This is a genomic window from Gilliamella sp. ESL0254, from assembly GCF_013344985.1.
Classification (GTDB): domain Bacteria; phylum Pseudomonadota; class Gammaproteobacteria; order Enterobacterales; family Orbaceae; genus Gilliamella; species Gilliamella bombicola.
On record NZ_JAAEDU010000001.1, the window covers coordinates 555,240 to 576,600 of the forward strand.

Consider the following 21,361-nt stretch of genomic DNA (forward strand, 5'->3'; position numbering starts at 1 on the left):
TGCAACTTTGGTTATGACTATGTTAATAACATCAATTCGTGATTATGTACAATTAAAAGGTCGTGCACCATTGCAAGATATTGCCAGACACTTTCACTTACCCGAAAGCGCAACTGAGCAGATGTTACGTTTTTGGATCAAAAAAGGCGTGATAAAATTGATAGCGCAAGATCAGCCACTGCCTTGCCAAGCTAATCAGTGCCGTTCTTGTATAAGTTGTGGTTTAACCAGTCAACTTGAATATGTTTGGGCTTAAGCAATTAAATTATAATTTAGCGAATTTTTAAATCTGCAAATTTTTTTGTTAAGCATTTTGTCGATTTAAAGATCGATTAATGCAAATTAATCCTAATTTGATTTTGTGATTTAATTCACATAATTGAATTTATTTGTACGCTAAAAATAGCAAACATAACTAATATTAATGAGTGATAATGTTACGGTAAAGCCTGATTTCGCCTTCTTTGTTTACTTTTCACTGTGTTTTTTTGAACACAACCAAAATGAATCATCATCTAATGACAAAGTCGTTTTATTATGGAATAAATGTTATTATACTTTACATTATAATAACACGCTGTATGAGGATAAAAAGTATGAGTCAATTAGATGAATTTAAAAAATTAACTGTGGTGGTAGCTGATACGGGTGATATCGATTCGATTAAGCAGTTTTCCCCCGAAGATGCAACAACAAATCCCTCTCTTGTTTTGAAAGCAGCACAACTTCCTCAATATCGCAATTTAATTGATTCTGCAGTGCAAACCGCTAAAAAATTAGGTGGCAGTAAAGAACAGCAGTTAGTTAATGCGTGTGATCAAGTTGCGGTGAATATTGGTGCCGAGATTTTAAAAATCGTTCCAGGACGAATTTCTACCGAAGTGGATGCGCGTTTGTCTTTCGATAAACAAGGTTGTATTGAAAAAGCGCGTAAAATCATTGCACTTTATCAAGAAAAGGGCATTGATAAGTCTCGTATTTTAATTAAGATTGCGTCAACGTGGGAAGGTATTAAAGCGGCTGAAGTACTTGAAAAAGAAGGTATTAACTGTAATTTAACGTTATTATTTTCGTTCGCGCAAGCGCGTGCGTGTGCTGAAGTCAATGCCTTTTTAATTTCGCCATTTGTAGGGCGTATTTATGATTGGTATCAAGCTAAAAAACCAATCGATCCTTATGTGGCTGATGAAGATCCGGGCGTTGTTTCTGTGCGTAATATTTTTAATTATTATAAACAACATGGTTATAAAACAGTTGTGATGGGTGCAAGCTTCCGTAAAGTCGATCAGATTTTGGCATTAGCCGGTTGTGATAGGTTAACAATTTCGCCTAATTTACTTGCCGAAATGCAACAATCAAATGCGCCTGTTGTGCAAAAACTTAATCCAAATCAATCTTTGGTTGAGCGCCCTACGCCAATGACCGAAGCCGAATTTAGATGGCAACATAATAGTGATGCCATGGCAGTTGAAAAATTAGCCGAAGGCATTCGCGCATTTGCCGTTGATCAAGGAAAATTAGAAGATATGATTGGCGCACTGCTATAATCATTTGCACATGATAGGGGAGTTAGCTCCCCATTTTTATACTAATTTTTGTTGATTTAACTAGCTATTTTGCAAGTGATATCCACCTTGCAGGTATTAACAAATTTTTACTCAAAAAATTTTTTTGGAGATTATAAATATGAATGCAACCACACTATCCCACCGCGAACTGGCGAATGCGATAAGAGCATTGAGCATGGATGGCGTACAGAAAGCAAAATCAGGGCATCCTGGTGCGCCTATGGGTATGGCAGATATGGCTGAAGTGCTTTGGCGTGGCTTTTTAAAACATAGTCCAAACAACCCAAAATGGGCTGATCGCGACCGTTTTATTTTATCAAATGGTCATGCTTCTATGTTGATCTATAGTTTATTGCATTTAACCGGTTATGACGTAACCATTGATGATCTAAAAAATTTTCGTCAGTTGCATTCAAAAACTGCAGGACACCCTGAATATGGTTATGTACCGGGTGTTGAAACAACAACCGGACCTCTAGGTCAAGGTATTGCTAATGCCGTAGGTATGGCTATTGCCGAAAGAACCTTAGCTGCACAATTTAATAAACCTGATCATACTATTGTTGATCACCATACTTATGTGTTTATGGGTGATGGTTGTATGATGGAAGGTATTTCGCACGAAGTGTGTTCGTTAGCAGGTACTCTTAAATTAGGTAAACTTATTGCGTTTTACGATGATAATGGCATTTCAATCGATGGTGAAGTCGAAGGTTGGTTTACTGATGATACCGCAAAACGTTTTGAAGCTTACGGCTGGCATGTTATCCGTAGTATTGATGGTCATGACGCTAAAGCGTTAAAAGAAGCTATCGAGCAAGCGCAAGCGGTAACCGATAAACCATCATTATTAATGTGTAAAACGGTGATTGGTTTTGGTTCACCAAATAAAGCCGGCAGCCATGAAAGCCATGGTGCACCATTAGGCGATGCCGAAATTGAAGCAACACGCAAAGCACTTGGCTGGAATTATCCTGCTTTTGAAATTCCTAAAAACTACTATGATGCTTGGGATGCTAAAGCTAAAGGTCAGCAGATCGAAGATGAATGGAATGTTCGTTTTGATGCTTATGCTAAGGCTTATCCTGAATTAGCCAAAGAATTTAAACGTCGTGTTAATGGTGATTTGCCGGTAAATTGGTCACAAATTGCTAACGATGTGGTGAATAAACTCCAAGCAAATCCAGCAACAATTGCTACCCGTAAAGCATCACAAAATGCTATTGAAGCGTTTGCCCCTGCTTTACCTGAGTTTTTAGGTGGTTCGGCTGATTTAGCACCAAGTAATTTAACCATGTGGTCAGGCTCTAAAGAGATCTTAGCTAATGCGGATGGTAATTATATCCATTATGGTGTGCGTGAATTTGGTATGTCTGCTATTATGAATGGTATTGCATTACATGGTGGATTTATTCCTTATGGTGCAACATTCTTAATGTTTATGGAATATGCACGTAATGCCATTCGAATGGCGGCATTAATGAAGATTCGAGCTTTATTTGTCTATACTCATGATTCAATTGGCTTGGGTGAAGATGGACCAACGCATCAACCTGTTGAGCAAATGGCAAGCTTACGTATGACGCCTAATGTGAGTACTTGGCGACCATGCGATCAAGTCGAGTCAGCTATTGCGTGGCAATATGCAATAGAACGTAAAGACGGTCCAACAGCGCTGATTTTTTCACGACAAAATCTTAAACAACAAGATCGCACTGCTCATCAATTAGCTGATGTATATCGCGGTGGTTATATCTTAAATGATTGCATAGGTACACCTGATTTAATTATTATTGCGACGGGTTCAGAAGTTGAGCTTGCCGTTGAAGCTTATCAACAATTGACACAAGCAGGTAAAAAAGTGCGGGTGGTATCAATGCCATCAACTGATGCGTTTGATAAACAAGATCAGGCTTATAAAGAGTCAGTATTGCCATCGTCAGTCACAGCCCGCCTTGCTATTGAAGCGGGTATTAGCGATTATTGGTATAAATATGTTGGTCTTAACGGCAAAGTAATTGGCATGACAAGCTTTGGTGAATCAGGTCCAGCGGATCAACTGTTTAAAGAGTTTGGCTTTACTGTTGAGAATATTATTGCTCAGGCAAATAGTTTATTAAAATAGGCTGATCGCTAATAATTTAAACGCTATTTCTATTGTTATGGTAATAGCGTTTTTATCAAATTTAAGTATCAATTTACAGTTCAGTATTTAAAATAAACTAATTAATTTTATTAGTTTATTTATTCTCTCATTATTAATATTCCTATTTTGTATTGCAATCCTTCATTTTCATCAAGTTTTAGGATACGGTTTTAACAGTAATCTAATATTTGTCTTAGATTTATGTTACTATGATGAAAACATTTGTTATATTGATTGACTATTGTCAATTTTTAGAAATAAAAGTAGGAGCCACCTATGAAATGGGAAGAAAAGAGAGATTTAGTTAAAATTGCAACTTGGTATTACCAATATGGTTGGACTCAAGCGCAAATAGCACAAAAAATAGGAATATCTAGATCTATCATCTCTAAAAAATTGCAAGAAGCAAAAGATCTAAGAATTGTTGAAGTTTTTATTAAAGATGAAACTGCATATACAGTCGAACTTGAGAAGCAGTTAGAAGAAAAATTCAAGCTGGAAGAAGCAATTGTTGTCGCAACTTATAACTTATCTGTTGAAGAGTCTGCAAATTGGTTGGCAAAGAAAGCTGCATATGCGCTTAATAAACGGATCACAAAAATTAACAAATTGGGGATTTCATGGGGTAAAACAATTCGTAAATTTGTTAATGAGTTTCCTTATATTACACATAAAGAATTGGTTATTGTTCCTTTAATTGGTGGAATGGGTGCCGAAGAAGTTGACTTGCATTCTAATCAGATCTGTTATGATTTGAAAAAGAAAATGCAATGTACCTGCAAATATTTATATGCTCCGGCATTGGTTGAAGATCAAACAATGAAAACAGATCTATGCAAAAATAAATATATAAATGAGGTGCTTAATGAAGGAAAATCTGTAGATATGGCAATTGTAGGCATTGCTAATCCTTATCATCTTAGCACTATGGAGGAAATTGGTTATATTACCAATAGAGATCTTGAAGAATTTCGCTACTATGATGTAGTTGGTGATTGTAATTCCCGTTTTTATACTTCTGATGGAAGTGAGGCAAAAAGTCCTATTAATAATAGGGTTATTGGTTTGGGGTTAGATGATTTACGTAAAATTCCAACTGTTGTTGCTATTGTTTCGGGCGAAAATAAAGAAAAAGCAGTTGTTGCAGCATTAAATAGTAGAATAATCGATATTGTAGTGATGACTGACAAAATAGCGGAATACGTACTTAACTCTAATCCTTAATTGATTTCTAAATTCAATCTTTAATTTACCTCTTTATTACTATTAATAAAGAGGTTTTTTTATGTGTAAAATCTAGCACAATTTTAATTTTGTAACAAATGACATTTAATGTGACAAAAGTCACATAACGTTATTTTGCTAATTGTAGTTATGTTTTCATGTGTTATCTTTATGATAAATAGATTGTTAAATCTATTCTTAAATATAATTATGAGAGGAATCCAAATATGACTATATATAGACAATTGTTACAAAGAGAGGCAAATGATAATCCAATTCAAGTCGGTGTAATTGGTGCTGGTCAAATGGGTGCGGGTATGATTGCTCAAATAGCTACAATTCCGGGTATGTGTGTGACTGGTATTAGTGATATTAATATAGAAGCAGCCCAAAAAGCAGCCAAAGATTATTTAGCCAGTTCCAGTAAAAAACATGATGTATTGGTGTCAAAAAGCTTTAAAGAAGTTATTCAATCTAAAAATGTTGAAATTATTGTTGATGCAACAGGAGTACCGGAAGTAGGAGCTAAAATTGCATTAGAAACATTATTGTCTAAAAAACATTTAGTCCTGCTTAATGTCGAAATTGACATCACTATTGGCCCATTAATGCATAAATTATTTAATGCAGCTGATCTTATTTACACTGGATCAGATGGTGATGAACCGGCTGCTACTCTTGAAATGTATGAGTTTGCTAAATCAATGGGGATGGAAGTCTTAGTTGTTGGTAAAGGTAAAAATAACAAATTAAAGATAGAGGCTAATCCTGATACAGCACAAGCTGAAGCAGATTCTAAATGTATGTCATCACATATGTTAGCAGCATTTCAAGATGGCACTAAAACAATGGCAGAAATGAATTTACTCTCAAATGCTATGGGATTTGTTCCAGATATTGTTGGTATGCATGGCATTAAAGGAGATTTAGATTCTGTATTAAAAGATCTTAATACTAAAGAACAGGGTGGCATACTGAATAAATTTGGTGTGGTTGAGTATGTTGATGGATTAGCTCCAGGAATTTTTGCAATCGTTAAAGGACAAAATACGAATGTTTGTCAGGAATTGAATTATTTAATGAAAAAAGGTGACCGTGATCATCATATTTTATATCGCCCTTTCCATTTAGCAAGCCTTGAAACACCTATGACAATTGCAAAAGCAATTCTCAATCACGACACAGCCATTGTTCCTTATGGTGCACCAGTTTCTGAAACGGTTGCTGTTGCTAAAAAAGATATTAAGTGTGGTGAAAAACTCGACGGTATTGGTGGTTTTTGTGTACGTGGTGTAATTGAAACTCATCAAGATATGAAAACCAATAAAAATATTCCAATAGGATTAATTAGCGGTAATGTCATTGCTAAACGTAATATAGCAAAAGGTAAGTTTTTAACTGAAGATGATGTGGTATTGGATGAAACAACAACAGTATGGAAATTAAGAAAATTACAAGATGAAATTTTTAGTTAATCAATTAAAAACTCGCTGAGTTGTGTTACTCAGCGTTTTTTATAATCTACTTTATCTATTTTATCGATTAATTGTAATTGGAGGCAGTAAAGATGAATATTGTATTAATTGCCTGTGTTATTTTAGTACTGCAATCATATTTTAGTTTGATGCAAATTTTTTATTATAAAAAACACATATCAAAAATCACACAGCAATATGCCAATTCAAATAATTATTATCTTTTCTCGTCAGTACAACGCCTGCATTTCAATACAAGAGCAATTGTTATCATTGTTGTTAATGATAACAATACGATAAAAGAATGCCAAATATTACAAGGTAAAACTATTTTTGCTCGATTTAAAGCTTTACCACAATTTTATGAACAAAATTTATCGCATATTTTAACTCAACTAAAAAATGAGAGTGTAATTAGAAAACTTTCATTACCAGAGCAAACAATTGTTAAAACATTAGAGAGTAAACTGTTGAGTTAATTTTTATTGACTCAATCAAAGATCAAAGTCGTTCTGTCGAAACTAAATAGGAGATAATAATGAAATTTATTGAGTGGTTTGGAACTCATTTTATTGGGTTATTTCAGGCGGGTGGAAAAGTTTTTAGTGGGTTTATGATAAGTATTGTCCCACTTTTGATTGTTTTGCTAACTTTTACTTATTCGTTAATTGCATTTATTGGTGAACAACGTGTAACAAAAGCAATTCAATTTTCAGCAAAAAATATGCTTTTGCGTTATAGCATTATGCCAATATTATCGGTTTTGATGTTGACAAATCCCATGGCATATACTTTTGGTCGCTTTGTTAAAGAAGAACAAAAACCTGCATTTTATGATTCAGTGGTTTCTTTTTTACACCCTGTGACGGGGTTATTTCCTTACGCCAATGCGGGTGAATTATTTGTATTTTTAGGCATAGCCAATGGAGTAATGGAAGCCGGTTTTAATATTTCTAGTCTTTCTGTTCGATACTTTTTTGCCGGCATTATGGTTGTTTTGATGCGTGGAATGATTACTGAAATGATCACTAAATTTTTAATGCGTAAAGAAAATCTTTAGGAGTTAAGCTATGTATAAAACAATTTTTATTGGAAAAGGTTCAGGTGGATGGGGGACTGGATTTTCATTAACACCGACGAAAGAAAAGTATAAAGTCCTTTCTGTAACAGGTGGAGGAATTCATCCAGTTGCAATTAAAATTGCTGAGTTATCAGGTGGTGAGGCGGTTGACGGATTTAAAAATGCGATTCCAGAAAACGAAATTATGTGTGCAATTATTGATTGTGGTGGAACAGCTCGTATTGGTGTTTATCCGATGAAAAAAGTCCCCACAATTGACGTTATACCATCAGCACCAAGTGGACCTTTAGCCAAATATATCACAGAGGATATATTTGTATCAGGCGTTACACCCCAAAATATAGTTATAGTTGAAAATAATTATGAAGAATCAATATTACATGCACAAAACCACCAAGAACCAACGCAAGAGATGGCAGATTCGGTTTTGGATCGTGAAAAATTTAAACAAAAATATGCACAGATAAAAGAACAACATAAAATAAATCAAAAGGACAGCATTTTGATTAAAATGTCTCGTGGAATAGGTAAAGCAATGGGTATTTTTTATCAAGCTGGGCGAGATTCAACGGATATGTTGATAAAAAACATTATTCCTTTTATGGCATTTATAAGTATGCTGATAGGTATTATTAATTACACAGGAATTGGTAATGTCATCGCTACAACTTTATCTCCATTAGCTGGTTCAATTTGGGGAATGATGCTCATTGCTTTTATTTGCAGTTTACCCATTCTATCACCCATTTTAGGTCCAGGAGCAGTTATAGCGCAAGTTATTGGTGTATTAATTGGTTCGCAGATTGCAATTGGTGCAATACCTGTTGCTTATGCATTACCTGCTTTATTTGCAATAAATGCACAAGCCGGATGTGATTTTATTCCTGTTGGACTATCTTTAGGTGAAGCCAAACCAAAGACAGTTCAATATGGTGTAACTGCAGTGTTATATAGCCGAATGATTACAGGAATACTTGCGGTAGTTATCGCATGGGCATTTAGTATTGGCATATACTAATTAATTGAAGGAGTAGTCTATGGCAAAAAGTATTATTACTGAAATTGGTTCGATTGTTCCAGAATTCAAAGAAGAAAAAGTGATTATCTTGTTTGGGCCGATGGCAACGCCTGATTTGCGTGATATTTGTGTGATTCATGAATTTCATCAAAAACCAGTTCATGCATTAACGGTAGGAACTCAATTTAGTCTTGGTAAACATAAATATACCATTACTCAAGTTGGTTGTGATGCAAATAAAAACTTTGAAGAACTAGGTCATATTTCTATTTATTTTAAAGATGATTATAATGAAATTTTACCAGGAGCGATAACTGTTCAACCGGATATTTTCCCAGATTTAAATGTTGGTGATGATATTAACTTTGAACTTGAACTATAGTCTTGTTTACTTAGCATTTTAAATATAAACTTTTTAAATTATAAAAAAGCAAATAACTTAGATAGTATTTGGTTTAACAAATTATTTTGATAATTACAGTCAATTACTTCAAATCAACTTATCATAAAATGATATTTACTATAATGTTAGAAGTTTATTTTTAAACTTCTAACACAATGTTTTAAATAATTAAACTGAAATTATCTTGATCCTTTTCTATCTAGAGGCACGCTCTAAAATAACATCAACGGGTTGTTTTTGGATGTAGATCATCCTAGCTATTAATAGTAATGCTGCAACAGCAAGTCCTGATATAATACCTATCCAAAAACCAGCCGCGCCAATTGGTTCAATGATTAGGTTGGTTAATCCTAAAACATAGCCAACGGGCAGTCCAACTACCCAATAAGAAAGTAGGGTGATAAAAAAGATGCTTTGGGTATCTTTGTAACCTCGTAGCACGTTACTTGCCACTACTTGTAAATAATCTGAAGCTTGATAAATAGCTAATAATATAATGAGCTGCATACAGATGGCCATGACGGCTGTTTCTTTGGTGAATAGAGCGACAATCGGTGCTTTAAAAATAACTAAAATTAACGCAACAATTATTGCCATGGCAAGCGATATAGCTAAACTAATATAGGCGGTTTGTTTGGCTAATGCAGGTTTTTTATTACCTAGTAAATAACCAACACGAATACTGGTTGCAACACCAAGAGATAATGGAATAGCGAAGGTTAAACTGCTGATGGTGAATATAATTTGATGTGCAGCAACGGTTATTTGACCTAATGGGGCAATTAATAATGCAATCACAGCAAATAAGCTCATTTCAAAAAAGTAAGCTAATGCAAGAGGAGTGCCAAGCACAATAATTTTTTTGATTATGCCAAAATCAACTAGTTTGGTGATCGGTGTTTGACGAATATCGCGTTGGCTTGCGCTAGTGAGTGTATATAAACGTATTAATATAAACATGAGCCAAAAGATGATTGTTGCTGTAATGCCACAGCCGACTCCACCAAAAGCAGGTAAGCCTAATTTTCCATAGATTAAAACATAGTTAATTGGAATGTTGGCAAGAAGGGCAATGAATATGATCACCATCGCTGGTTTGGTATTTGATAGTCCTTCACATTGATTTCGGTAGACCAAAAAAAGCAAGAATGCTGGCACACCCCACATTATGGCGCGTAAAAATGAGACGGCAACGTCAACCATTTCGGGATCGATAGGGTGATCAGCTGAGCTTCTTAAGTTAATGACTTTGTCAGAATGGTATAGAAACAACATCATTAATATTGATAATATGAGCGCTATTACTACACCTTGACGGGTTTGATCAGCAACTTGCTCACGTTTAGCTGCACCATTTAAGTTTGAAATAATTGGTGTTAATACCGTTAACAAACCTTGTCCAAATAAAATCGTGGGCAACCAAATTGACACTGCAATAGCCACACCAGATAGGGCAGTTTTGCTATAATTTCCTGCCATAATGGTATCGACAAATGTGATTGCTGTTTGTGATATTTGTGCAATAAGAACAGGAACCGCTAATTTAACGAGATTTTTTATTTCGTGTTTATAATGTTGTTTCATGGTTTTTATTACCTTTTAACTGTTCCCCATAGGTCGTATTCATCGGAATGTTCAATGTTAACTTGAACAATATCACCTACATTGACTTGGTTTTCTTCGTTTAAATAAACAACGCCGTCGATTTCAGGGGCATCAGCCATGCTGCGACCTATTGCGCCTTCCTCATCAACTTCGTCAATAATGACAGCTAGTGTTTTGCCTATTTTGGCTTGTAATTTTTGTGTTGAGATTCTTTGCTGTAATTGCATAAAACGATCAAAACGTTCTTGTTTGATTGTTTCTGGAATTTGGTTTGCCAGTTCATTCGCAACAGCACCCTCTACTGGGCTGTATGGGAAACAGCCAACTCGATCTAATTGTGCTTGTGACAAAAAATCAAGCAGTAGTTCAAAATCCTGATCGGTTTCGCCAGGATATCCAACTATAAACGTTGAACGTAATGTAATATCTGGGCAGATTTCGCGCCACTTATGAATACGTTCTAAGGTTCTTTCAATCGATCCGGGGCGTTTCATTGATTTTAAAATAGTTGGGCTTGCGTGTTGTAATGGCACATCTAAATAAGGCAAAATTTTACCATCCGCCATTAATGGAATTAGATTATCAACACTTGGGTAAGGATACATATAATGCAATCTGACCCAAATTCCTAAATTTGACAGTTGTTCACACAGGGTTTGAATATCAGTTTTTAATGGCATTCCATTCCAGAAATTGGTGCGATTTTTGATGTCGATACCGTAAGCTGAAGTATCTTGAGCAATGACCAATAACTCTTTAACGCCACTATCTGCTAAACGTTTTGCTTCATCCAAGACATTTCCAATTGGTCGGCTAACCATATCTCCACGCAAAGATGGAATAATACAGAATGTGCAACGGTGATTGCAGCCTTCAGAAATTTTAAGATAAGCGTAATGTTTTGGCGTTAATTTAACGCCTTGACTCGGGATTAAACTGGTAAAAGGGTTGTACTCGGGTTTAGGGGCATATTTATTCACATGATTTAAAACCGCTTCATAGCTATGTGGGCCAGATATTTCAAGAACTTTTGGATGTACTGTTCGAATTTGATCTTCTTTGGCTCCAAGGCATCCAGTTACAATGACTTTTCCATTTTCGTTTAGTGCTTCGCCAATTGCTTCAAGCGATTCTTGTACTGCACTGTCAATAAATCCACAAGTGTTAACAATGACTAGATCTGCATTGTCATAGCTAGGTACCACTTGATAACCTTGCGTGCGTAGCTCGGTTAAAATTCGCTCAGAGTCAACTAAGTTTTTAGGACAGCCAAGGCTTACAAATCCAATTGTAGGGGGTGACATATTCATAGTATTTATAATAATAGTGTTTTATGTTTAAAGAGGTATTGTTTGAGAATTAATAAACTATATTTGTTAATTATCATTTGCAAATTAAAATGAAGCCGGCATTTTATCATATTTCATCATAGTTGATACACTGATTTTCTAATTTGAATGCTATGTTAACGACGCTTTGATTTATTCATTAGATACTAGTAGTTATGGCTTGGAACGTTACTAGTTTGTTTGAATAAAAGGATTATTGGTTAAGTGCTATCGAACAATATAAAATAAAGCCTTTATTTGCAATAAAGGCTTTTAGAAATAGGAAGATAAACTTACCAATTAAACTGTTACTATTTTAATGCATTAATGACTTCGTCTATTTGACGATTTATGCTTTCTGCGCCACCACCAGACAAATACCATAGATCTGGTGTTAAATAAACCACATGTGTTTTACTTTTGTTTAGTACTTGCTGAGAAAAATAGTGTTCAGCCATACCTTGGTTGCCAATTGCTTTACTACGATCAACTACAAAAACAATATCAGGTTTTACCGATTTAATGTATTTATCATCAACAAAAGTTGGTTTTGGTTTGCCTATTGCGTTATTTGTAGGCATAACGGTGAGTGGTACTGCTCGTTTAACATTTAGTACGTCATGAATCAGTGCCGCACTTGAGCTTAAATTGATAAGAATCATTTTCCCATCATTATGAATAGCAACAATAGCTTTTTTAGCACTGGCTTGAGCTAAAGCTTGTGTGCTTTGAATTTTTTTATCTAATGATTGGATGATACTATCTGCTTTGCTTTCTGTTCCTGTAATTTTTGCTAGCACTTGGATATGATCTTTGGTTGATTCAACGTAATTTTTAGCATCAACACTTAAATTAATAACTGGGGCAATTTTAGATAAATCTTCGGCCTTACTTGCTTGACGACCATCAATAACAATCAAATCAGGCTTAACTTGCTTGATAGTTTCAATATTGGGTTCTTTCATATTGCCCGTATCGGTAATCGAGGCGTTATTATATTGTTGCAAGTAAGATGGGATAACTGACCGTGGGGTGGCTGCAACTATTGAGCCTTTACCTAACGCATCTAACGTATCTAATGCGCCATAGTTCATCACTACCACTTTTTTAGGCGCTTTAGGGACGACCACTGTTTGATTATCAGTAGTGACATTCATTGTTGTCGATGATTGGCAGCCAGTTAAACTTAACATCATCACTGCAATACTACTCAAAAGTAACTTTTTTTTCTTGTTCATATCAATTTTCTCACGTCATTGTAAATGATAATAATTATTATTTAATAAAAGTGAATTGTCTAGAACTAAATAATTTTTTATAAAGATATTGATAATCATTCTCATATAGTGTAGTGTGCCTAGGGCAAATTAAACGGTAATTATCATTATAAATAATGGGGTTATAAGAAATGAAAGCAAAAAAGAAGTTTAAATTGGCAACTCATGCCATTAATACGGGCATTTTGTTGTCATTATCAAGCGCCGCTATAGCGGCTAGCAATACAGATACTGACACCATGGTTGTTACTGCATCGGGGTTTTCTCAGCAAGTGAAAGAAGCGCCAGCAACCATTTCGGTTATTACACCTAAAGAAATCGAAAATAAACCTTATCGCGATGTTACTGACGCGCTAAAAGATATCCCTGGCGTTACAGTTACAGGCGGAGGGGACTCAACAGATATCAGTATTCGTGGTATGGATGCCAAATATACTATGATTCTCATTGACGGTAAAAAAGTAAGTACACGTGAAACAAGACCAAATAGCGATAACTCAGGTTTTGAACAAGGATGGTTACCACCACTAACTGCTATTGAACGTATCGAAGTTGTACGTGGACCAATGTCATCTTTATATGGTTCTGATGCAATGGGTGGTGTTATCAATATTATTACCAAAAAAGTTTCTGACAAATGGCATGGTGGTGTGCGTTTAGAATCCGTTATTCCATACCGATCAGCAGAAAAAAATACCTATACAGGTAGCTTTTCAACTTTAGGACCATTGATTGATGATATCTTAGGTATCCAACTTTATGGTCAATATTCTAAACGTAATGAAGATAAATTCTTAAATGGTCATGCAGAGCAAAAATTACGCAGTATAAATGGTAAAGTATCGCTAAATGCAACCGATACACAAAAATTTGATCTTGATTTTGGACGTGCATTACAAAATAGTAAATCTACAGGAGGTAAAACAAGGCCTCTGTCTAGAGGTGATTTTCTTCGTGATAACCGTCGCAATTCCTTTGCGGTAACACATAACGGTTTATTTGACGATATATCGACAACCTCATTTGTTGCGTATGAAGGCAACAATAACCCAGAAAGAAAGATGAAAATTCGTAATACCGATGTCGATACCCGTGCAACTCTTCCTTTTAGCATCAACATGCTTACTATTGGTGGAAAGTATAATTACCAAGAGCTACACGATAAAGGAAATCAGCTAAATAAATCGATCACTAAAATTGATCGTTGGAATTATGCGCTGTTTGCTGAAGATGAATTAAGATTGCTGGAAAGTTGGAGCTTAACATTAGGATTACGCTACAATAAAGATGAAAATTATGGTAGTAACTGGAATCCAAGAGTGTACAGCGTTTGGAATATTGATGATAATTTTACCTTAAAAGGTGGTTATTCAACAGGTTTTGCAACGCCACAATTACGTCAAGTTGTTTCTGATTGGGGACAAGTGACAGGCGGAGCTGGTACGGGTAATAAAGGTATGATCATGGGTAACCCAGATTTAAAACCTGAAAAATCAAATAACTTCGAAATTGGCGTTGGTTACACCAATGACTATGGTGTTGATGCATCGGCTACGGCGTTTTATACCAAATATAAAGACAAAATCCAAAGCTACTATATATGCCAAGGTCCAGCAAGAAGAGGCTTATGTAAAATAGATGGATATCAAGAAAGATTCGATTTTGTCCAAGGTCGTGAAAATGTGGGTAAAGCCGATCTTAAAGGTCTTGAGCTTTCATTTAAAACACCTTTATTTACTGATTTCTTATTAAGTTCTAACTATTCTTGGACAAAAACAGAACAAAAAAGTGGTCAATATAAAGGACGAGCTTTAAACCGAACGCCTAAACAAAAATTCAATACCCAACTCGATTGGTATGCTACCCAGCAATGGGATTTATGGGCTAAAATGGCTTATTATGGCATGGAATCATCAAACAACCGTAATGGCACAAAAATTGAATACCCTGGCTACACTTTCTGGGACGTCGGTGCATCTTATCAAGTACATAAACAAGCTAAGATCTATGCTGGTGTTTATAACTTATTTGATAAAGATGTCTCTAACGAAGATTTTGGTAAAACCTTAGAAGGTAGACGTTATTTTGTCGGTACTGAAATTAATTTTTAGGTTTTGTTGATTATTATAAGGCAGCTTTAATATAGCTGCCTTTTTTATAAATAATCCATTAATTTATGCGAAAAATCGGTCAGAAAAGGTATTGATTTTATTGAAGTTTTTATTATTTGGTTTTTAGCCAAAAACCACCACCCAAAACCAGCTTCTAGCAGTATACCAACGTAGGCTGACGCAGTCTTTAACAAAACTTTACAAATTTTTAACAAAAAAACTAGCGCGTTATTAATCAACCGACTATAATTTAATCGCTTTTAAAGCAAGGGAGTGCTCATTAGTTGAGCGGTCAATTATAAAAAAATTCAAATAAAACAAAAATTTACTTGACAGGATAATCGAAATGCGCTATCATAATCGGCATCTGGCATCTGGCATCTGGCCTGCCAAACCTACGCCCTAAATCTTTTTCAATATCATCGTAGTCAAAATCAGACTCCATTCTTATTTTTATCACCGAAATCATCTAGCTTAGTGAACTCGCCGAGTTTATCGGTAGGGTTGTTGTCGAAGCAGAGTTTCAATCTTTTATCGTTCTTATCAAGGTCTTCGTTATGCATTGCGGCGTTATTGTTTTGGTTGTGTTCATTTGGTGCACAGGCCTTAACAGCGCAAACCTCAAAGGTCATTGAGGGTAGTGGGCCGTATTTAACATCTGATGGAGGCCAAACCAAGGTAACAGACCTTGAATCGTTGTTCACCATTACTTTGCCTAATGGTAGAAAGGTCACGCCGTCAACGAATACATCAAGTAGGATAAATCCAATAATGTTTCCAGATGGGAGTACTTTGGGTGATATAAAGACTATTTTTCCACCATCGACTACTTTTTTGCGTTTAAATGATTTAATCAATCGTTATCATTCTTGGGGAGATGATGATGGAGATGGACAGGGTACTGATGGTGTAACGGCAACAGGGACTTTATGGCTTTCATTAGATGATAAATATGGAAATACTGTACGTCTTAATGATACATTAGATGCATGTAAGGCTCCTTATAGGGTAACAATAGGCTTAAACCCCGATGGTGCTAGTTTAACTACACAGTATGGAGTGCCAAATCGTCGTGTATTTTCAACCACTAATGACAGGGAGTATTATTACTTAAGTCCATATCCTCGTTGTTTGTTTGCACAGTCGGCAAGGCCGAATTTGTTGTTGGGTGGTACTACTGGCATTGATCGTAGTGATAAACCTCAATATGCCGGTCCATCTAACATATGGAGTCCTACGAAGGGTTTTTTAACAAAGTCAACGAGCTCATCATCTTACGACCGAAATTTCCCTACAACGGGTGCTGATGGATTGTACTTTGACTTAGAGATGCCTGTTGGAGTAGATGGAAGTGAGTTGAGTTGGACAGTTAACACAACTGGTAGTATAAGTGCAACGGTGAGTTGGACAAGGCCGCGTTCTGATACATTCACAGACCCAGCAGGAATAACCAGACAAGCTGATCAATGGATTACTGATAAATCTAGTTATTTAACACGGGTAACGTTAAGAGGTCCAAGGGCTGATAGTACTCAGATAAATTCAAATAATCCTAGTCCTTTAAGTGTACCATCTTTGCCGCAGACATTTGAATTGGTGGGTAGGGATAGTGGCGATAATGTAGAGGTTAAATATGGATTTGTGTTAAAACAGTGGTTCGTAAATCGGGGGGGGAAAGCGAGTAGTTGGCCTAACCAAACATCTTGGTGTAGAAGTTTGGGGTATCATTTGCCACGGGTCAAGGATTTGACTAACGCGGTGCTTATAGGTGGTGCTCATCCTATTTCAGGCGCCACACCTAATTCATCTGGTAATTATTACATGCGTCACATAGGTGCAGGTTTTTTCACGGAGTGGGGTTTCATGACCTTCTACGCTGGTGCGGGCTTCACCGATCAAAGCTACCGCTACTGGACGAATGAAGCGCTAGGTAGCAATGCCTTCGGTGTTTTCCCAAGAAGAATTTCTATTGGCGGCAGCGTTAACCATGCCCGCTACGCTGTTTGTACTACACCTTAGCTTTTATATTTTAGTCCTTAATACTTGGGTCGCGGGGCAGTTATGGTGTAGATAGAGGGTAATATAGCAAAGAACATCGTCCCCGCGTGGTTGGAGGTGGACCAGTGAAATTAGGCTTGTGCTGTTGTGGTTAATTACTACAACAACATAAGCTCCAAACAACCAAAGCAATAACTATTTTTTATTCTCAAAAAACGATTCAATTCTTTATTAAAAATCATTCTACATCAACAATGAGTTAAACTTGTGGTATATCCTAACTTTTACTTACTTGTTCAATTAATGCAATATTGTCCACGCGTTGCTTTAAATCTTCTACTTTGCTTCTCGTTTAGTTGTTTTTGGTTTGAATTTCAGTTATTGATTTTGCTATAATATCATCTTGATATTATTTAATATCTGTTGATATATTTAAAGCCACAGTCGGGGGTGCCCGACCTTTGATTGGTTAATAGACTGGAAACAATACCAATATTATAAACAAGAGAATTAAGCGTTTGCTCGTTCTTTTCCTTTTTTAAGCCCTAATCAAAAAACGAGGGTTTGTTTTATTAAGTCTTTTACTTGATAGTTGTTATTGCAGGATGCTTTACTATAAAAGTTGATGTTTTATATAACATATTAAATTTTTATAGTTTTTGGATTTATTTTAAATGGATTTTATGGAAAAAATAGCTATCTTACTTTTATTTACTCCGTTATTTGTTTATTCAGCACAGAACTTTAATTCAGCTAAAACACATTTAACTAAATTATATAAATTAAACCCTAATCAAACGACATTTTATTGCGGATGCGAATTTTCGTGGGTAGGTAAAAAAAGCGTTGTTGATTTTAGCAAGTGTGGGTATCAGCCAAGAAAAAATCAAACTAGAGCTGAACGCATTGAGTGGGAACATGTTATGCCTGCCGAGAATTTTGGTAGACACCTAACATGCTGGCAAGAAGGCGGGCGTAAAGCGTGCAAAAAAGATGCTACCTTCAATCAAATAGAAGGGGATATGCATAACTTGCAACCGGCTATTGGTGAAGTGAATGGCGATAGGTCTAATTATCGTTATTCGCAATTCACTAAAGAATTTAATCAGTATGGGCAGTGTAAAAGTGCTGTGGATTTTAAAGCTCGCGTATTCCAGCCACGTAACGAAATCCGTGGAATGATAGCACGCACCTATCTTTATATGTCTGATAAATATAAAATCAATTTATCAAATCAAGAAAAGAAGCTGATGATGGCGTGGAATAAAATGTATGCACCTGAAAATTGGGAATGCAAACGTAATGCGCATATAGCAAAAGTGCAGGGTAATGATAATAAGTTTGTTACTGGGCGGTGTACACAATGAAAAAGTTAATCCTATTATTTTTAATTGTTTTTTGGTCGCAAATTGTAGATGCGGTAGTAGTATCTCACAACAATTCGTATCGAGGTTCAAATCCTTACATAATTAAGTTAATTGATATTACATATTTTCTGGGTGGGAGTTTTATCCTTTTAAGTATAGCTAATGATAAATTAAAAGAGAATAAAAAATCAAAACGTAAAAAGAAATTAAGTCAAAATAAAACTAATTTGGACAAAAACACTAAATCCGCAGATGAAGAAAATAAAAAATGAAGCCGACGAAAGTCGGTTTTTTTTATGTTCAAATTTTGAGTAATTCACTCATGCCAATTCAAGAATAATATACAAAATATAAAGTGATTAACAATTTCAATAATCTTCATTAATAAAAATTGTTTATGGGAAAGTTATTAAAAATAAAGTTCAAAAAGCTAGTCTAGTAACTAGTCTAGAAAAATTAAATTTCATTTAACACGTCAGATTTAAATGTTGCAGAATACCAAAAGTAATTATGCGATGATTTATAAAACACTATACTTTTTAAAGTGTTAATAATATCATGAATAACATTTCGCCTAATTTCAAACAAAATATATTCAAAATGCAAGTGCGATGAAGCAGAGCATTGGTCTTGAAGATAGCTATAATAAAATGAGTGATAAAGTTAGTCAAAATAGGCTGGAAAGGAATAAACTCATTACAGAAGGTCAATCTAATCATGATGTTAAAGGAAAACACCATACAAAAGAAACACAAAAAATAAGAAAAATCTATAAAGAGGAAAATGATGATCAGTTATTTATTGATCCGAATCCTGTTCAACAAGAAATGAAGGATACAAAAAATAAAACGTTTACGAGGGATTAGAAATGACGATATCTTTTATTCTTTGGCGAGTCGTTCCAATTGTTGTAGCTGTAGTTGTTTTAGTCATATATTTCAAATGTGATGAAGACTATTTTGTAAATAAAGGGAAAGTTGTTATTACTTTCCTATCCAAACATTTTAGACCACTCACGCCAGAAGAGATGGCTAAGATGGCTAAAATAAATGATCAATTATCTAAAAATGAAGACCCAATGGCTCCAGACGGAATAATTTTTCAAGAAATCTTGAGACAAACGAATCAGTCTAGCGTAAGAGAAATGGATGATTTTAACGCAATGAATAATTCAAACTCAGATTATGGAAGATTTGAGTAATGAGCTTTGATAATAAAAACCTTATACAAGGTGGACAAGTTGTTTTTTATATGATTAGCATGTTTTTGCAAATCAATAAAATTATCTTTAAATATTTGTCCATCTTTTTTTGTGTATTAGCTGTTTTTATTTTTTTTCCTAAATGCCACCAGTTTTAATGCTATTAAAATGGGGTATTATTATATAGCAAAGTTAAGTGCTTTCGGACTTAATGGTATATAACAATCAACTTAGGGACAAACTCTTTTTCTGCTAGAGCTAGTGATGTTTATAATAATCAATAACTTATAAAAGTTGGCCAATTTTTATTAAATCAAATCTATATATCGGCTATTAGCTCATTTGTTGTTTGTCTTTTTATTGTAACTATGAACAACTCTTCAAAAGACGGGTTTTTAAATCTATTTTTGAAATTCCAAATCTATTCCACCTATTAAAATAAAGCCCCATTTTTCAGCAAAAAGTCGTCAGAAAAGATATTGATTTTATTGAATTTATTTTTGTTGCCAAGTAAGCTAACAAACTACCTTCGGATGATTTTTTATTGCTATTAGTTTATAAATTTCATACTATTACCAAAAAGGAAGGTGATAATATGAAAAAAATTTTGTTAGTTTGTTTAATTGGGTTTGCTTTATTAGGTTGTGGTAAAAAGAAAGTAACTGAGGAAATGCTTATCGGGAATTGGGAATGTAGCTCAATCGAACAAAGAGCAAAATGGAAGAACGGGATGTTTCAAGACTATTCTACATCAATTGACCATGGAAAATCAGTTGTTACCTATTTAAAAGAAAACGATGATTTTTTTGTAAAATGGCCGGGTAGTAATGAAATGGTAAAGGAAGATTTTAAGAAATTGAATAGAAGTTATAACAGCACTTTAAATGGTATGAGGTTGTCTGGTTTCAACAGGTTTGAGTATATATCAGACAATGAGTTTAAGATGATTTCTGAGTTAGCAATAACGCAAGATAAGAAAGAAAACAATGAAAAAAGTAAAATATCAATGCACTGTACCAGAATACAATAACTATAAAACCGGAAAGAAATTATTTTTATTTAGTGCTATTTTATTAAATTCTCTAAGAGAGTTTTTTATTAAAAATTTATCAGTTCAGGCTTGATTTGTAGTGCTTCGGCAATTTTAATTCCTGTTGCTTTTCTTAACTTTTGGCTTTTTTCATATTGAGAATAAGCTGATTGGCTAATACCTATTTTATTCGCAACTTCAACTTCGAATAATTTTAAATACTCACGCCATGCTTGTGTAGGATAATAGTTATTATCAAAAACCATACTAACAACTTTGTTCGTTATACTTGTTTCAATATCGATTGTTCTATTCATTAATTATTTTTATGGCTAATCTTAATATAATTATTATGTTAGTGAAGTACTACCCCAGTTTTACCCTACGAATAAAATCTGATTTTAAAACAATCACTTTAAAGGCTTGCTAGATAAGGCTTTAGAATGGTACGCCCGGGTGGACTCGAACCACTGACCCCCACCATGTCAAGGTGATGCTCTAACCAACTGAGCTACGGGCGTATATTTGA

20 protein-coding genes and 1 tRNA gene are annotated in these 21,361 nt (G+C 34.9%); 16 read left to right on the forward strand and 5 right to left on the reverse strand.

The window, feature by feature from the left end; genetic code table 11:
• Positions 1–19 precede the first annotated feature (19 nt).
• From GYX25_RS02560 to GYX25_RS02600, 9 genes are all read left to right on the forward strand, one after another.
• Positions 20–256 (forward strand): FeoC-like transcriptional regulator, encoded by a 237-nt coding sequence (locus GYX25_RS02560; RefSeq protein ID WP_160403885.1) that lies wholly within the window; start codon positions 20–22, stop codon positions 254–256.
• Between the two features lie 340 nt (positions 257–596).
• On the forward strand, positions 597–1,547 hold the full coding sequence (tal, locus tag GYX25_RS02565) for a transaldolase (RefSeq protein WP_160432374.1): 951 nt from the start codon (positions 597–599) through the stop codon (positions 1,545–1,547).
• A gap of 139 nt (positions 1,548–1,686) precedes the next feature.
• Positions 1,687–3,693, forward strand: coding sequence for a transketolase (gene tkt, locus GYX25_RS02570; RefSeq protein WP_174786625.1), 2,007 nt, complete (start codon positions 1,687–1,689; stop codon positions 3,691–3,693).
• A gap of 297 nt (positions 3,694–3,990) precedes the next feature.
• Positions 3,991–4,938, forward strand: a complete 948-nt coding sequence (locus GYX25_RS02575; RefSeq protein WP_174786626.1) for a sugar-binding transcriptional regulator — start codon at positions 3,991–3,993, stop codon at positions 4,936–4,938.
• 227 nt (positions 4,939–5,165) lie between these two features.
• The gene (locus GYX25_RS02580) at positions 5,166–6,413 is read left to right on the forward strand and encodes an NAD(P)H-dependent oxidoreductase (RefSeq protein WP_174786627.1); all 1,248 of its coding nucleotides are present in this window, start codon (positions 5,166–5,168) and stop codon (positions 6,411–6,413) included.
• A 92-nt stretch (positions 6,414–6,505) separates the two neighbouring features.
• Positions 6,506–6,892 carry a transcriptional regulator GutM gene (locus GYX25_RS02585; RefSeq protein WP_174786628.1) on the forward strand — a complete coding sequence of 129 codons (387 nt, stop codon included), beginning with the start codon at positions 6,506–6,508 and terminating at the stop codon, positions 6,890–6,892.
• A gap of 59 nt (positions 6,893–6,951) precedes the next feature.
• Positions 6,952–7,473 (forward strand): PTS glucitol/sorbitol transporter subunit IIC, encoded by a 522-nt coding sequence (gene srlA / locus GYX25_RS02590; protein ID WP_174786629.1) that lies wholly within the window; start codon positions 6,952–6,954, stop codon positions 7,471–7,473.
• 10 nt (positions 7,474–7,483) lie between these two features.
• The gene (gene srlE / locus GYX25_RS02595) at positions 7,484–8,512 is read left to right on the forward strand and encodes a PTS glucitol/sorbitol transporter subunit IIB (protein WP_174786630.1); all 1,029 of its coding nucleotides are present in this window, start codon (positions 7,484–7,486) and stop codon (positions 8,510–8,512) included.
• A 19-nt stretch (positions 8,513–8,531) separates the two neighbouring features.
• Positions 8,532–8,894: a PTS glucitol/sorbitol transporter subunit IIA gene (locus GYX25_RS02600; RefSeq protein WP_174786631.1), complete on the forward strand. Its 363-nt coding sequence runs from the start codon at positions 8,532–8,534 to the stop codon at positions 8,892–8,894.
• 216 nt (positions 8,895–9,110) lie between these two features.
• On the opposite strand, the gene GYX25_RS02605 is transcribed toward GYX25_RS02600, so the two are convergent.
• The 3 genes from GYX25_RS02605 to GYX25_RS02615 all read right to left on the reverse strand — a co-directional run bounded on the left by GYX25_RS02605 (position 9,111) and on the right by GYX25_RS02615 (position 13,086).
• Positions 9,111–10,499 (reverse strand): MATE family efflux transporter, encoded by a 1,389-nt coding sequence (locus GYX25_RS02605; RefSeq protein WP_174786632.1) that lies wholly within the window; start codon positions 10,497–10,499, stop codon positions 9,111–9,113.
• An 8-nt stretch (positions 10,500–10,507) separates the two neighbouring features.
• Entirely contained in the window at positions 10,508–11,824 is a 1,317-nt protein-coding gene (gene rimO, locus GYX25_RS02610; RefSeq protein ID WP_174787025.1) for a 30S ribosomal protein S12 methylthiotransferase RimO, read from the reverse strand.
• 335 nt (positions 11,825–12,159) lie between these two features.
• Entirely contained in the window at positions 12,160–13,086 is a 927-nt protein-coding gene (locus GYX25_RS02615; RefSeq protein WP_174786633.1) for a siderophore ABC transporter substrate-binding protein, read from the reverse strand.
• Positions 13,087–13,256: 170 nt separating this feature from the next.
• On the opposite strand from GYX25_RS02615, the gene GYX25_RS02620 reads away from it, so the two are divergent.
• From GYX25_RS02620 to GYX25_RS02650, 7 genes are all read left to right on the forward strand, one after another.
• Positions 13,257–15,236 carry a TonB-dependent receptor domain-containing protein gene (locus tag GYX25_RS02620; RefSeq protein WP_091346679.1) on the forward strand — a complete coding sequence of 660 codons (1,980 nt, stop codon included), beginning with the start codon at positions 13,257–13,259 and terminating at the stop codon, positions 15,234–15,236.
• Between the two features lie 573 nt (positions 15,237–15,809).
• Entirely contained in the window at positions 15,810–17,255 is a 1,446-nt protein-coding gene (locus GYX25_RS02625; RefSeq protein ID WP_174786634.1) for a hypothetical protein, read from the forward strand.
• 653 nt (positions 17,256–17,908) lie between these two features.
• Positions 17,909–18,601, forward strand: coding sequence for an endonuclease (locus GYX25_RS02630; RefSeq protein WP_174786635.1), 693 nt, complete (start codon positions 17,909–17,911; stop codon positions 18,599–18,601).
• Complete coding sequence (locus GYX25_RS02635; protein ID WP_174786636.1) at positions 18,598–18,873, forward strand: hypothetical protein; 276 nt, start codon at positions 18,598–18,600, stop codon at positions 18,871–18,873. Before GYX25_RS02630 ends, GYX25_RS02635 begins: the two co-directional genes overlap by 4 nt.
• Positions 18,874–19,212: 339 nt before the next feature.
• A complete protein-coding gene (locus GYX25_RS02640; RefSeq protein WP_174786637.1) occupies positions 19,213–19,467 on the forward strand; it encodes a hypothetical protein in 255 nt (84 codons plus the stop codon).
• A gap of 2 nt (positions 19,468–19,469) precedes the next feature.
• A complete protein-coding gene (locus GYX25_RS02645; RefSeq protein WP_174786638.1) occupies positions 19,470–19,802 on the forward strand; it encodes a hypothetical protein in 333 nt (110 codons plus the stop codon).
• A gap of 595 nt (positions 19,803–20,397) precedes the next feature.
• Positions 20,398–20,832, forward strand: a complete 435-nt coding sequence (locus tag GYX25_RS02650) for a hypothetical protein (RefSeq protein ID WP_174786639.1) — start codon at positions 20,398–20,400, stop codon at positions 20,830–20,832.
• Between the two features lie 68 nt (positions 20,833–20,900).
• On the opposite strand, the gene GYX25_RS02655 is transcribed toward GYX25_RS02650, so the two are convergent.
• Together GYX25_RS02655 and GYX25_RS02660 are read right to left on the reverse strand one after the other, a co-directional pair.
• Positions 20,901–21,149, reverse strand: a complete 249-nt coding sequence (locus tag GYX25_RS02655; protein ID WP_091346689.1) for a helix-turn-helix domain-containing protein — start codon at positions 21,147–21,149, stop codon at positions 20,901–20,903.
• A 127-nt stretch (positions 21,150–21,276) separates the two neighbouring features.
• A tRNA-Val gene (locus GYX25_RS02660) sits at positions 21,277–21,353 on the reverse strand.
• Positions 21,354–21,361: the final 8 nt, after the last annotated feature.